12 protein-coding genes are annotated in these 13297 nt (G+C 43.3%); 5 read left to right on the forward strand and 7 right to left on the reverse strand.

Annotation, left to right across the window (positions count from 1 at the left end; all coding sequences use genetic code 11):
• The first annotated feature begins 150 nt into the window (after positions 1–150).
• On the forward strand, positions 151–861 hold the full coding sequence (locus tag ACFN7Z_RS12410; RefSeq protein ID WP_058952172.1) for a phosphatase PAP2 family protein: 711 nt from the start codon (positions 151–153) through the stop codon (positions 859–861).
• Here the strand turns inward: ACFN7Z_RS12410 and ACFN7Z_RS12415 are convergent.
• The 5 genes from ACFN7Z_RS12415 to ACFN7Z_RS12435 form a co-directional block, all read right to left on the reverse strand.
• Positions 851–2167, reverse strand: a complete 1317-nt coding sequence (locus ACFN7Z_RS12415) for an ATP-binding protein (protein WP_058952173.1) — start codon at positions 2165–2167, stop codon at positions 851–853. The genes ACFN7Z_RS12410 and ACFN7Z_RS12415 overlap by 11 nt on opposite strands.
• A 1-nt stretch (position 2168) precedes the next feature.
• On the reverse strand, positions 2169–2849 hold the full coding sequence (locus ACFN7Z_RS12420; protein WP_058952174.1) for a response regulator transcription factor: 681 nt from the start codon (positions 2847–2849) through the stop codon (positions 2169–2171).
• 3 nt (positions 2850–2852) lie between these two features.
• On the reverse strand, positions 2853–4511 hold the full coding sequence (locus ACFN7Z_RS12425) for a phosphoethanolamine transferase (RefSeq protein WP_058952175.1): 1659 nt from the start codon (positions 4509–4511) through the stop codon (positions 2853–2855).
• Between the two features lie 423 nt (positions 4512–4934).
• Positions 4935–6059 carry a porin gene (locus ACFN7Z_RS12430; protein ID WP_058952177.1) on the reverse strand — a complete coding sequence of 375 codons (1125 nt, stop codon included), beginning with the start codon at positions 6057–6059 and terminating at the stop codon, positions 4935–4937.
• A gap of 141 nt (positions 6060–6200) precedes the next feature.
• On the reverse strand, positions 6201–7457 hold the full coding sequence (locus ACFN7Z_RS12435; protein ID WP_058952178.1) for an MFS transporter: 1257 nt from the start codon (positions 7455–7457) through the stop codon (positions 6201–6203).
• A gap of 136 nt (positions 7458–7593) precedes the next feature.
• Here ACFN7Z_RS12435 and ACFN7Z_RS12440 point away from each other — a divergent pair, with 136 nt between their 5' ends.
• The 4 genes from ACFN7Z_RS12440 (at position 7594) to ACFN7Z_RS12455 (ending at position 10650) form a co-directional block, all read left to right on the forward strand.
• Complete coding sequence (locus ACFN7Z_RS12440; protein WP_058952179.1) at positions 7594–8223, forward strand: 1-acyl-sn-glycerol-3-phosphate acyltransferase; 630 nt, start codon at positions 7594–7596, stop codon at positions 8221–8223.
• 65 nt (positions 8224–8288) lie between these two features.
• Positions 8289–9206, forward strand: a complete 918-nt coding sequence (locus ACFN7Z_RS12445; protein WP_004981268.1) for a patatin-like phospholipase family protein — start codon at positions 8289–8291, stop codon at positions 9204–9206.
• A 97-nt stretch (positions 9207–9303) separates the two neighbouring features.
• Positions 9304–9777: an NfeD family protein gene (locus tag ACFN7Z_RS12450; protein ID WP_395441866.1), complete on the forward strand. Its 474-nt coding sequence runs from the start codon at positions 9304–9306 to the stop codon at positions 9775–9777.
• A gap of 15 nt (positions 9778–9792) precedes the next feature.
• The gene (locus ACFN7Z_RS12455) at positions 9793–10650 is read left to right on the forward strand and encodes an SPFH domain-containing protein (protein ID WP_058869115.1); all 858 of its coding nucleotides are present in this window, start codon (positions 9793–9795) and stop codon (positions 10648–10650) included.
• Between the two features lie 140 nt (positions 10651–10790).
• On the opposite strand, the gene ACFN7Z_RS12460 is transcribed toward ACFN7Z_RS12455, so the two are convergent.
• Together ACFN7Z_RS12460 and prpF are read right to left on the reverse strand one after the other, a co-directional pair.
• Entirely contained in the window at positions 10791–11702 is a 912-nt protein-coding gene (locus ACFN7Z_RS12460) for a polyprenyl synthetase family protein (protein WP_058952533.1), read from the reverse strand.
• Positions 11703–12018: 316 nt separating this feature from the next.
• The gene (gene prpF / locus ACFN7Z_RS12465; protein ID WP_058952180.1) at positions 12019–13209 is read right to left on the reverse strand and encodes a 2-methylaconitate cis-trans isomerase PrpF; all 1191 of its coding nucleotides are present in this window, start codon (positions 13207–13209) and stop codon (positions 12019–12021) included.
• Positions 13210–13297 lie beyond the last annotated feature (88 nt).

Genomic DNA, 13297 nt, shown 5'->3' on the forward strand with positions numbered 1-13297 from the left:
TGTTTGAGAGCAAATCTAACACTGAAACGACACTTTGTATTCGCCTTAAAACGATAACCAAAACACAGATCATGCTAAAGTAGATGAAACAGCGTTTATGTTAAGCCTCGTTTAAGCTGACACTGTTGGAATAGCGCTTATTTTTAGAACATGGCCTCACTTGTGTCGGATCAGCAACGTTTTTTCATCCTTCAGTTTTTTATTTTGACGCTGGGTTTTGCCATATTGTGGCTGCTCTTCCCTGTGGCAGGCACCATCGACTTACAACTAATTCACCCCTTTATGGATCAAACTGGTCATTTTCCACTAAAGCGCGACTGGGCCTTAGCAGAACTGAATCACCGTTATGTCAAAGACATCATCATCGCGGTGTATGTGATTTATTTGCTGAAATGGCTCGCTTCATATAAAAGGGCTACGTTCAAGCCCCAGCGTTGGCAAAATGGCTATTTCATTGGCTTAGTCCTCATCAGTACCAGCCTCATTGGGATTTTAAAATCACAATCCGCACATGCCTGCCCATGGGATATGACTCTGGCCACGGCACATGATTTCTTTTGGGACTTATCCGCCAGCGCAGGGCATTGCTTCCCTGGAGGACATGCCGCAACAGGTTTTGCGCTCTTTGTGGGATATTTCGTATACCGTCTAAATGAACCCAAACGCGCGTGGTTTTATTTGCTTGCTGCCCTAATTCTAGGCTTTGTCATGGGTTGGGCGCAAATGATGCGGGGTGCACATTTCCTCAGTCACAATTTATGGACCGCGTGGGTAATTTGGCTGGTCAATGTACTGGCATATGCGCTGTGTTATAAGCAGTTTATACAGTCCAGCCCAAATCAAGCAGAAACTACAGTTTAAAAATCACTTGAACTTTTAAGCCGCCCAATCCTGTACTTTGTCCAAAGTGCAGTTTGGCGCCAATTTTTTCTGCGGCTTTATCGACAATGGATAAACCCAATCCACTGCCGACTTCCAGATGGTGATGTACGCGATAGAAACGCTTTAAGATATGATCATAAAGTTCTGGCGCAATCCCCGGCCCACTGTCTTCAATTTGAACAATGGCTTGCTGATCTTGCTGATAAATAAAGACATTAATCACACCCTGTTCAGGCGTATATTTAATCGCATTATCTAAGAGATTATAGATAATAGAATGTAAGGCTGAACTTTGAGTTTCTATCCAAAGTGCTTCATGCTGTTCCAAGCCCAAATCAATGTTTTTGGCTAGCGCCAGCTCCATCAGTTGCTCCATACATTCAACCGCCACATCACTTAACCCTAGTCTTTGTGTAGGTTCTAAACTTGGTACAGAAGCATCCTGTTTTGCCAAATTGAGCAGTTGTGACACCAAATGTTGAATCCGAATTAAGCCTAGACTTAAGTTTTTTAACGCTTGGTGTTCTGGAAATTCATGCAACAAAATTTTCATTTGCAAATTCAGTGCGGTAATGGGGGTTCTGAGCTCATGCGCTGCGTCGGCAATAAATTGCTTTTGTTCTTGTTGCGACAGCGAAATTCGTTCAAATAAACGGTTCATTTCATTGATGGTCGGAAGAATTTCCAAAGGATAACCATCGGGCCGAATCTCACTCAGTTCATGCGGTTCACGCTGTGCAAGTTCCGCTTTAAACTCATCTAAGGGCTTTAGACTACGCCCAATAATCCAACTCAGTCCCCATAAAGCCAAAGGCATAAACAGTAAATATGGAATCAACATATTAGCCGCCAGCTCTAAAGCCAGCTTTTGTCTTACACTGCGCTGTTGGCTGACTTGAATCTGGTACTTCTCTGTTGGCAGCACATAGGTATTCCATAAGCCTTGTGCTGTATGGTGAGTATAAAACCCCGCTTTTTTAACGGGTTGTATTAATAAATCAAACTCATGTTGCCGTTGTTCAGGCAGTCCATACGACCAGACATCTACAAATAAATCTTCTTCGTGATAGTGTCTGTCCGCTTCAAACTCGCTCTTAATTGGAGCGGGATCATGCGCTGCAACACGCTCTGCCAAATTACGCATTTGTGCATCGAGGATCTCATTGGTCTCTTCAAGGGCAATGCGATACGCTGCAATCACCAACAAACAGCCCATCACAATACTAAATAAAGAGGTATAGGTAATCAGTTGACGCTTTAAGGAAACAGGAGTCGACTTCACCATTTTATGCTTCAACCTGCCCCAAACGATAGCCTAGCCCTCGAATGGTACGGATAAAGTCTTTGCCAAGCTTGGCACGCAAATGGTGAATATAAACTTCAATGGTATTGCTGTTAATTTCCGAGTCAAGGTCATAGAGCTTTTCTTCCAAATTGGTTTTGGAAAAAATTTTATTGGGATGACTGACCAGAGGAATTAAAATAGCCCATTCACGGTTCGACAAATCAATAGTCTGCCCTTTGTACTTGGCTAAGTGCAAATCTTCATCTAACTCTAGACCTGCATAACTTAAAGTCTGGCTTTGCTTGTGCTGTTTTAACGCTCCACTGCGACGTAATAGCGCATGAATACGTGCCAGCAACTCATCAAACTCATAAGGCTTAATTAAGTAATCATCCGCGCCATGGTTTAAACCATCGACTCGGTTTTGTAACTGATCTCGTGCCGAAATAATCAACACAGGCAAAGTCGGATAAAGCGAACGGATATTTTTTAGAACCTGCATCCCATCCATCATCGGTAGGCCCAAATCCAGCAACACCACATCAAATGGATATTGTTGTAATTGCTTTAAACCATCAAAACCATTGTTGACCCACACCACATCAAACTGCTGATAACGCAGCAGCGTTTGTGTGGACTCAGCAATCATAAAATCATCTTCAATAATCAATATTTTTGACATGTTCTAAGCGCTCACTTTGGTCGCGGTACAGTGTTCTAACATATTATTTTTTGAATCAATCACCGTACTTTTTACCCCAAGTAAACTCAATAAGCTTGGGAACAAATGATCTTGGCTTAATTCTTGGCTTTTTTGTTGCCCTAAGCAAGCGATTTGTTGCGGATTCTGCTTTTGCCATGTTTCTGAAAACCACATCAGCATCGGCACGTGGGTCTGTTGGCTCGGTGCAATAGCATAAGGTGAACCATGTAAATACAGCCCGTGCTCACCAGTCGACTCACCATGGTCAGATAAATACCAAAAACCGGTCTCAAAGTTTGAGTTTTGCTTTAATACACCGATCAGTTGACTCAACACATGGTCGGTATAAACAATGGAGTTGTCATAACTATTTTTCAGCTGTTCAGGTGTGCAGGCTTGAATGGCATTGGTTTCACACATCGGTTGGAAAGGCTGAAACTTAGGCGTTGAACGCTTATAGTAAGCTGGTCCATGACTGCCCATTTGGTGTAACACAATTAAACGTGGCGTTTTATCATCAGCCGCAATACCAGCCATATAGGCTTTTAAGCTATCCACCAAAATTTCATCGGTACATTCGCCATCGGCTGAACACCATTTTTTCTGTATCGGTTCTGGAATTTTATACTGTTCAACCCGATCACAAACGCCTTTACAGCCAGAGTTATTGTCAATCCATGTCACTTTGTAACCAGCACGCTGTGCAAGATCTAATAAACCTTCACGGTGGTGCGCTAACTGTGCATCATAGTTTTCACGTGGCATGCCTGAAAACATACAAGGCACAGAAACCGCAGTGGCTGTCCCGCAAGAACTGACTTGATTAAAGTTGATGACATTGAGTTTTTCCAGCTCAGGATTGGTCTTTTTCGCATAGCCATTTAAAGAAAAACTTTCTGCACGTGCCGTTTCACCGACCACCAAAACCATCAATTTCGGCAAGTTTTGCTGTCCGACTTGCTTCATCAAATGAGCATCTTCACCATAAGTCACTAACGGTAAATGCTGCTGTGGTCGATTCTTTTTATAATACGACAGGGTTGAACTGATCGCATTTTGCGGTGAAATCATCCCTTTGAGATCACGATGCTCACGGAAAATCGCGGCATAATCAACAAAGAAAATAAACAACATGCCTGCAATCAGTAAAATAGAAACTGCACTACCGAACAGCTTGTGCAGTAACACGGTTTTAAAAGGATCACGGCGGATTTTAACCTTAAATAAAACGACTAAAGGTAGCACCACCATCGCCCCAATCCACAGTACTAGACGCCATGACAACAAGTCGCGCACTTCATTGCCATCGGTTTGCATCATGTTTTGGATCTGATCTGGTGTGATCGAAACGCCTAAACTGTTGACAAAATACGCACTCATTCCACCAATGATGATCAATAACGCAGCCAACCCTTTAGCCATCGGCCGCCACTGTAACAGCTGAAAAACCAAATGATAAAAAGCCAACACCACCAAAATGGTAGCGCCGATAAAGGCATAAGCTTTGAAATCATGATACGGTGTAAGCAACTGAACTTGCTTATAGAACATCACGTTTAAAACCACGGCTAACCACAGCGCCAAATAGATGTTAAAGCGCGAAAGTGAAACTTCTTTAAAAATAGACTGCAAATTGAACATTTTAAATCATGTCTTGCTGAGCGGATGCCCCAATGTAGTTTTCTAAACTTAAAACTCGCTTAAATAAAAAAGGCGCTGTGGCCGAATATATAAAGTCATACCGATCAGTTAAGCAATCAGATGCCCTTTTTGAGCCGCCCAATATTATTTGATACGCGGAAACGTCATCCGCAACCTGCATGTCCATTTAAAAGGAATATTTTTGCAGAATGATCATTTAAATGCAGAAAAGCAAAAGGTTTTGCGGATGACAAATGTTTTTGGTTCTTTTGGCTACGCAAAAGAACGGACGAGCTCCAAATATTAAATTTTAAAATACGAAGATTCCATCATGAACGACAAAAAGTTAAGGAGTTTCTATAAAACTCCTTAACTGATCAGCATTAATCTGTATAGACTTTACCCTTTTCTATCACTTAAACATTAAAATTTGTATTCAATCCCTGTGCCTACTACAGGTTGTTTGGTTTCAAATGATGCTTGTTCAAGCGTCAAAATCCCTGCGTAACCATAAGCTTTAACTTGCTTGGTAAAGGCATAATCAGCACCTGCAATAAACTGCTGTGCATCAAAGTCATCTTTAGATGTTTTAAAGCTGGTTGAGTTTTGACTGTATTGAGCTTTCACTGTCCAAGCTTTGGCAGTCGGTAAGTTATATTCAGCCCCAACCAACCAGCCTTGTGCGTCGTCTATGGTAGCTGCGACAGCATCATTACCTTGTACATCCGCCACTTCAGAAGTTTGATATAAGGCTTTCAACGCCAAACCATTATTCAGATTTACTCGGCCAATGGCACGCAAAGTATCAGCTGCTGCAAAGGCACTACCTGCCACCCCGCCAGTCACTTCAGGCGCTGAAGCATTCAAAGTGCCACGTCCTGCAAAGGTTGACGGAATGGCCTTATCATAACCAATCCCTGCAACAAACTTTTTACTGTCATAGACCACTGATGCTGACCAAGCATCGCCCAGACCACGCCCTGCAACTTTTGCACCGCCTTTAGATTTTTCAATACCACCAGCTTCACCTGTTGCTAACAGTGCCGCAGCTTTCAGTTTACCTGCGCCCACTCCCCAAGCAGGTGTTTCATAGACCAGCACATTATCAACTCGGTTTTCACCCGTGAAAATCCCCGCCACATCGGCTTTATTGGCCACATAGTTATTAAAGGTATCCACCACTGAAGACAGTTGTTTAACGGGGGTATCAATTTTACCGACTTTCAATGTACCCAATTTCTGGTCTTGTAAGCCAACGAGTAAATTACGCGGAACGAAAGTATCCGTGCTACCACCATTGTCCACATAGAAGGTAAATTCAGCTTGGTATAGTGCATTTAAGCGATCTGTCAGTTTCTCTTCGCCCTTTAACCCCAAAAAGGAGTTGTTAGAGTTCAACTCGACCACATCTCGGTCTTTATTTGGCGAAGCATTGTCTTCAGGTAAATAATCGGCCGTGACATCAATTTCACCATAAAAAGTAGGTGCTGCGAATGTTACCCCTGCCACTAAACTTAAAGCGATTGCGGCTGCAATTTGTGTTTTCATTATCAAAATATCCTACGGTAAATTTGTTACAAATATTACCGTTCAGACATATATGACAGAACAATTAAAAAATTATTTAGTTATATTTTTTAATTTTTTACATCATTATTTAGCACTTTTTATGATTTATTTATGAATGAATTATGAAAGGTCTGAATGCATCGCAATGCCACGCCATTTGAAGATAAACCACAGGCTCAACATCGCAATGACTACAATCATACACAGATAATTAAAATAGCCGAGCCAATCTCCCAATAGACCGCTCACACTATACAAACCACCACTGACAGTGGCCATCAACGCTACTTGAAAAGTAAAGTCCGTGCCTGCCATATGTTTACGACTGTACTGCATCACTAGGGTGAGCATGACCACCAACAGCATCGATGAGGTCATATCTTCAAAGGCATTGATCAGATATATCAGCCACGGCTGCATACTGTGCTGGTTTTCATATTGAAAGGCCAACCATGTATAAGCCGCCAGACTGAATATTTTTAGCACCGAATACAGTACTAAAGCCGTGTCACGGCGAATCAACTTCAAACTATAACCCGCAAGTCCTGCACCGATTAAGGCGGCACATGCACCCAACATGGTGACATAAAGCCCTATCTGAGAAAAACTCAGACCCAAATCGACCATCAAAGGCTTCAAAAGTGGCCCTGCTAAACCATCAGCAATTTTAAAGCTCAATAGCACTGCTAACCATGCTGCAAGCAAAGGACTCTGGACAAAATAAGCCAAATAGTTTTTGATCTGCTGGAGATTAAAAGGTGTGGTCTGAGCTGCTGAAACCTCTCGATGCTTTGGCTCTGGATAAATTAAAATCGGCAGCGTGTTTATAAAGACCATTGCCGCCAGCATCAAAAAAGTGCTCTGCCAACTCAGCCAATCTAATGCCCACAAGATTGCTCCACCACCGACAATAAAACCCAGACGCGATCCAATCACCTGAAAGGTATTGCCCCAGTGCTGTTGCTCCCCTTTTAAAATATTGACCGCCAATCCATCGGTTGCAATATCTTGCGTTGCCCCTAGAAAATTCATACTCAGGAGGCCCACAAAGAAAGCCCATAAATAAATAGGTTGATTTAATCCATCAATCGGGAGGAAAGATAGTCCGATCAGCACCAGCACCGTAAGGAACTGCAATGGAATAATCCAACTCCGATAGTGGCCGAAACGAGTGATCCCAAAACGATCCAGTACAGGTGCCCAAAACACTTTGATCGACCACGGCAACATCAGCAGTCCGAAGCCTCCAATCTGTGCCAATGACACACCCTGTGCTCTTAAAATGACGGGCAAGGCATGAGTCATAAACCCGACGGGTAAGCCCTGCGCCCAATACAATGAAAACAGCAAAATATATACATTGCGAGTCTGTAGCATGCTGTTCCTATATACATGGATTGGTCAAAATATTCATCTGAGATCGCTATCCCTTCACTTTTTTTGCCAATGAATTCAAGCCGATCAGTGCTTATGATGAGATCATATACATCTTGGTCGATTGAGTATAATAACAATGAACCAATATTTTCCAGAACTACCAGATCAAGTTCCAAGTCGTAACTCATCTGCATTCACTCGCGCTATTTTTAAGCAGCTTTATTTGGCGCAAGGTTGGCGCTTTGTTGGCGAATTTCCCAACCTGCCTAAAGCGGTAGCAATTATCTCGCCGCATACCTCCAATATCGATGCATGGCATGGCTTTACGGCTCTACTGGGCTTAGGCCTCCAAATCACCATTTTTGGCAAGAACAGTTTGTTTCATACCCCACTGAAACCTTTACTTGAGTGGATTGGCGTCATTCCTGTCAATCGTAGCCATGCCCAAGGGTTAACCCAAGACATTATCGATATTATTCACAGCAAAGAAAAAATTTGGTTCGGGATGGCACCTGAGGGCACACGTAAGCAAGCCGAATCCATCCGTAGTGGCTTTTATCGCATTGCGTATGGTGCACAGATTCCAATTGTGATGTTTTCCTTTGACTATGCGCAAAAAACTATCCACTGCTTGGGCGTGTTTCATCCCACAGGGCATTTTGAGCAAGACCTAGAGCATATTTTAGATCTGTATATCGGCAAATTTTCAGCCAAGAACCCAAAATGGTTAGCCAAGCCTTTACAAAAACGCTTAAAAAATAGCTAGTAAATCAAGGTCGAATCTGCTGAGATGTGCACCATTATTTGTTTTGCGTTTTAGTATTTTTGACCATGAATTTTGCTCGTTTATCTCTGATTGGTGCACTCACACTGACTATGGCAGGATGTGATCTTGCATCAAAGAAAACACCAACAACAACTCCCATTCAAGCTCGTGAACCTGTGATTGCGATTGCACTCGGCGGTGGCGGTGCCAAAGGCTTTGCACACATTGGGGTGCTTAAAGTTTTAGAGTCACATGGTATTAAACCTAAAATTGTCACAGGAACCAGTGCGGGAAGTTTTGTGGGCAGTATCTATGCCAGTGGTAAAACGCCTTTCCAACTTCAGCAAATTGCCTTGACCTTAAAAGAATCGGACATTCGAGACTTAACCCTCAACTCCCAAGGGTTTGTTCAAGGTCAAAAGCTGCAAGACTATGTCAACAAACACGTCGGCAACAAACCGATTCAACAGTTCCCTATCCGCTTTGCTGCGGTGGCGACCCGTCTTGATACTGGACGTAAAGCCGATTTTATCAAAGGCAATGCAGGCCAAGCAGTACGTGCCTCATGCAGTATTCCGAACGTTTTTGTACCTGCAGTGATTGGTGGAACCAAGTATGTTGATGGCGGTCTGGTCAGCCCAATTCCAGTCAAAACAGCCAAGGACATGGGTGCGGATATTGTGATTGCTATTGATATTTCAGCGCGCCCTGTCGGTAACAAACCCCTCAATATGTGGGGCTTGCTCGACCAGACCATTAATATTATGGGGCAGCAAAGCATCAATGAAGAATTGAGCCAAGCGACTGTGGTGATTCAACCCAAAGTCGGACACTTGGGCACTTTGGACTTAAAAGCCAGCAATCAATCTATTTTAGAAGGTGAAAAAGCCGCTCAGCTCAAAATTAAATCGATCGAAAAAGCCATTGTCGATTTTAAAAAGACCCCAGCTGCTTTTAAACCTGCGCCCAAAGCCAAATTCTAAAAAATTTGATTTTTAATATTCAAAGACTTATTCATCTGCTAAATTGATATAGATGCTTCTGCATCTATATCCCTATAACGAATATATGAGTAGATGTATGGAATTTGCTTTTGAACCTTGGCACTGGTTTGTATTGGGCGTTCTGTTAATGTTATCAGAGCTGATTCTGCCTGCTTTTGCCGCATTGTGGTTCGGTATTGCGGCCATTATGGTCGGTATTCTGTACTGGATGTTCCCCATGATGGATGTTACCACGCAGTTTGTGACGTGGATTATTTTGTCGATTTTATGCACTTTACTTTGGTTTAAGTTTATTAAACCGCTTTCGACTGACAAAACCAAAGCAGGACTGTCTCGCGAAGCAACCATCGGTCAAATTGGCATGGTGATTCAAGCGAGTCCTGAAAATGAACACATTCGCGTTCGCTTTCCCATTCCAGTACTCGGTTCAGATGAATGGAACTGTCGTACTTTAGATAAAGTCCACGTCGGCGACCGAGTGCGTGTCGTTGAAATACTGGGCAATGATTTAATGGTCAAAGCACATCTCTCAACCAACGAAAATAGATAAAAGTGAGTTAAGCATATGTCTGGTGGATTTATTGTCGTTTTAGCAATTTTGGCTTTTGCCGCTGTCACCATTTTTAAAGGTGTCCGTATTGTTCCACAAGGTTATAAATGGATCGTGCAACGTCTGGGTAAATACCATACCACGTTGAGTCCAGGTCTCAACTTTGTGATTCCTTATGTCGATGAAGTGGCTTATAAAGTGACGACCAAAGACATTGTATTAGACATTCCCTCTCAAGAAGTGATTACCCGTGATAATGCCGTTTTGCTCATGAATGCAGTGGCCTACATCAACATCACCACGCCTGTAAATGCCGTCTATGGGATTGAAAACTATACATGGGCCATTCAAAACTTAGTGCAAACGTCACTGCGTTCAATCGTTGGTGAAATGGATCTCGATGATGCGCTATCGTCTCGTGATCACATTAAAGCCAAACTTAAAGCAGCCATTTCGGATGATATTTCAGACTGGGGCATTACCCTAAAAACCGTTGAAATTCAAGATATTCAACCCTCTTCAACGATGCAGGCCGCAATGGAAGCGCAAGCGGCAGCTGAGCGTCAACGTCGTGCGACCGTGACCAAAGCAGACGGTGAAAAACAAGCAGCGATTTTAGAAGCTGATGGACGTTTAGAAGCGTCTCGTCGTGATGCAGAAGCACAAGTGGTCTTAGCAGAGTCTTCTCAGCGTGCCATTGAAATGGTCACTTCGGCTGTGGGCGACAAGGAAATTCCTGTGGCTTACTTGTTGGGCGAACAATATGTCAAAGCGATGCAAGACATGTCTAAATCGAACAATGCTAAAACAGTGGTGTTGCCAGCCGATATTTTAAGTACCATCCGTGGTGTTATGGGACGTAAAGACATCTAACTGATGCTTGGTTTCATTGAATGAGGACAGCTTTCGAGCTGTCTTTTTTATTGTGGTTGAGGAAAAACTCAAGCCTCTAAGGAACAAGTATTAAACAAGAGGACATAGTATGTCCTCTTGTTTAATCTAAACACTGAAACTTAGCTTTGGCGAGCCAATAAAAACTGTGAAATCTGATTAAGTTCTGCTGCAGCATCCGTTGGGAAATAAGCCAAAGCAGCAAAGGCTTGATCATGCAAAGTCTTGGCATAGTCTTGTGCAGCCTCAAGTCCCATCAAAGCTGGATAAGTCGATTTTTCGACTTGCTCATCCTTCCCTGCGGTTTTACCTAGGACATCTGTATTTGAAATGATATCTAAAATATCGTCTTGCACCTGAAAAGCCAAACCAATTGCCTGCGCATATTCGCGTAACTTTGGAATCGCTTGATCACAACCGTCAAATACAGTCACCGCGGCCATCATCACCGCAGCAGAAATCAATGCACCCGTTTTATTTCGATGGATATTTTCAAGTGCAGTCTGATCGACACGTTTACCTTCGGCTTGCAGGTCGAGGACTTGTCCACACACCATTTTAGAACTCGCTGTCGCTAAAATTTGCATCTGCTTCAGTACAATACCCTGATCAACCACTGGGCCAGCATCAAACAGTCGACTACCTAAAATTTCAAATGCCATAGACTGCAAGATATCGCCCGCAAGCAACGCTGTATCTTCACCATAAGCCACGTGACAGGTCGGCTGACCACGACGCAAAAGATCATTGTCCATACACGGCAAATCATCATGTGCCAAGGAGTAACAATGAATCAGTTCCACTGCCACCGCGGCACGGCGCACGGCAGCTGCATTATTGTTTGGATTTAAATGTGCCGTGGCATAGCACAGTGCAGGACGCACACGTTTACCACCTAACATGACCGCATGATGCACGGCACTCTTTAACGGTTCTGGAATTGAAAAAGCATCAAGTGCCGTCAATAAATCATCGTGAATACGTTGTTGAGCCTGTTGGAGTGCATTTGCTGATACGTCGGTTAGTGCTGACACATTCGCCTCGAATAACAATAGGATAAATTAATCTGGTGCTCAGTTTGCCTGAGCCGATCATTTGAAATGATCTGTTGGCATGATACTGCTTTCTGCCCGCTTTCTCTATGCCGAAAGCACAAACAAGGCACAGTATTCTATTAATTTTTGCAGACTAGATGATAAGAATAACTTTTCTACTATTTCAAGCCGCCATTACACAAGCAATCAGGCTCTAAAATTCACCTCTCATGCTCTTGGTTATTTTTAGCCTTCTTATCACAGACCTAGAGTTGACATAAAAAAGCCTCTACAGAAAGAGGCTTTTTACATCGCGTTAATCCAAGCTTTCCGCTGGAATACGCACCCAACCTTCCATCAACACGCGTGCACTACGGCTCATGACAGCTTTTTTTACTACCCACTGACCCTTTTCTTGTATCGCTTGCGCTCCCACACGTAAGGTCCCTGAAGGATGACCAAAACGAACGGCTTCACGTGCTCCACCACCCGCGGCCAAATTGACCAAGGTTCCTGGTATCGCTGCTGCGGTACCAATGGCAACAGCTGCTGTCCCCATCATCGCATGGTGTAATTGACCCATAGAAAGTGCACGAACCAATAAATTGGTGTCTTGCTCTGTAATGGTTTTACCACTCGACGAGACATATTGTTTTGGCTTAGAAACAAAAGCAATTTTAGGCGTGTGTTGACGACTGGCAGCTTCAGAAATGTCTTGAATCAGCCCCATCTGTTTTGCACCATAGGCACGAATGGTTTCAAAACGCGCTAAAGCCTTGGCATCGCCATTAATTGCGTCTTGTAATTCACTCCCCGTGTAGCCAATGTCTTCCGCATTTAAGAAAATGGTCGGAATACCTGCATTGATAAACGTTGCTTGGAAGCGGCCAATCTCTGGAACCTCTAAAGTGTCAACCAAATTCCCTGTTGGGAACATGGCACCACCATCTTCACCATCATCGGCTGGATCTAAAAATTCAATTTGCACTTCTGCAGCTGGGAACGTCACGCCATCAAGTTCAAAATCACCTGTTTCTTGAACTTGCCCCTGCGTAATAGGTACGTGTGCAATAATGGTTTTTTGAATATTCACCTGCCAAATGCGGACTGTGCAGATGCCATTTTCTGGAATACGTGCAGCATCGACCAAACCATTTGAAATCGCAAATGAGCCTACAGCAGCCGTTAAGTTGCCACAGTTTCCGCTCCAGTCGACAAACGGCTGATCAATCGACACTTGCCCAAATAAATAGTCGACATCATGTTCGGGCTGTTGGCTCTTCGCTAAAATCACCGTTTTACTGGTACTCGATGTTGCACCACCCATACCATCAATCTGCTTTGCATAAGGATCGGGGCTACCAATTACACGGAGCAATAACTGATCTCGAACGCGTCCAGCCTGTTGCGCAGCTTCTGGGAGATCATCTAATTTAAAGAATACGCCCTTACTGGTCCCTCCACGCATATACGTTGCTGGAATTTTGATTTGCGGTGCAAAACTCATTTTTATTGAATCCTTCATATTTATCATTGTGTTAAGTCAAAAGATCTGATTTAACTTAGGCTCATCATACCTTTTTTCCCTATGCCTA

Source organism: Acinetobacter sp. P1332, from assembly GCF_044057475.1.
Taxonomy (GTDB): Bacteria; Pseudomonadota; Gammaproteobacteria; order Pseudomonadales; family Moraxellaceae; genus Acinetobacter; species Acinetobacter johnsonii.

Excerpts from the sequence above, each read along its gene's own strand:
- ACFN7Z_RS12410 (WP_058952172.1), top strand. The coding sequence starts at position 151 with ATGGCCTCACTTGTGTCGGATCAGCAACGTTTTTTCATCCTTCAGTTT.
- ACFN7Z_RS12415 (WP_058952173.1), bottom strand. The coding sequence starts at position 2,167 with ATGGTGAAGTCGACTCCTGTTTCCTTAAAGCGTCAACTGATTACCTAT.
- ACFN7Z_RS12420 (WP_058952174.1), bottom strand. The coding sequence starts at position 2,849 with ATGTCAAAAATATTGATTATTGAAGATGATTTTATGATTGCTGAGTCC.
- ACFN7Z_RS12425 (WP_058952175.1), bottom strand. The coding sequence starts at position 4,511 with ATGTTCAATTTGCAGTCTATTTTTAAAGAAGTTTCACTTTCGCGCTTT.
- ACFN7Z_RS12430 (WP_058952177.1), bottom strand. The coding sequence starts at position 6,059 with ATGAAAACACAAATTGCAGCCGCAATCGCTTTAAGTTTAGTGGCAGGG.
- ACFN7Z_RS12435 (WP_058952178.1), bottom strand. The coding sequence starts at position 7,457 with ATGCTACAGACTCGCAATGTATATATTTTGCTGTTTTCATTGTATTGG.
- ACFN7Z_RS12440 (WP_058952179.1), top strand. The coding sequence starts at position 7,594 with ATGAACCAATATTTTCCAGAACTACCAGATCAAGTTCCAAGTCGTAAC.
- ACFN7Z_RS12445 (WP_004981268.1), top strand. The coding sequence starts at position 8,289 with ATGAATTTTGCTCGTTTATCTCTGATTGGTGCACTCACACTGACTATG.
- ACFN7Z_RS12450 (WP_395441866.1), top strand. The coding sequence starts at position 9,304 with ATGGAATTTGCTTTTGAACCTTGGCACTGGTTTGTATTGGGCGTTCTG.
- ACFN7Z_RS12455 (WP_058869115.1), top strand. The coding sequence starts at position 9,793 with ATGTCTGGTGGATTTATTGTCGTTTTAGCAATTTTGGCTTTTGCCGCT.
- prpF (WP_058952180.1), bottom strand. The coding sequence starts at position 13,209 with ATGAGTTTTGCACCGCAAATCAAAATTCCAGCAACGTATATGCGTGGA.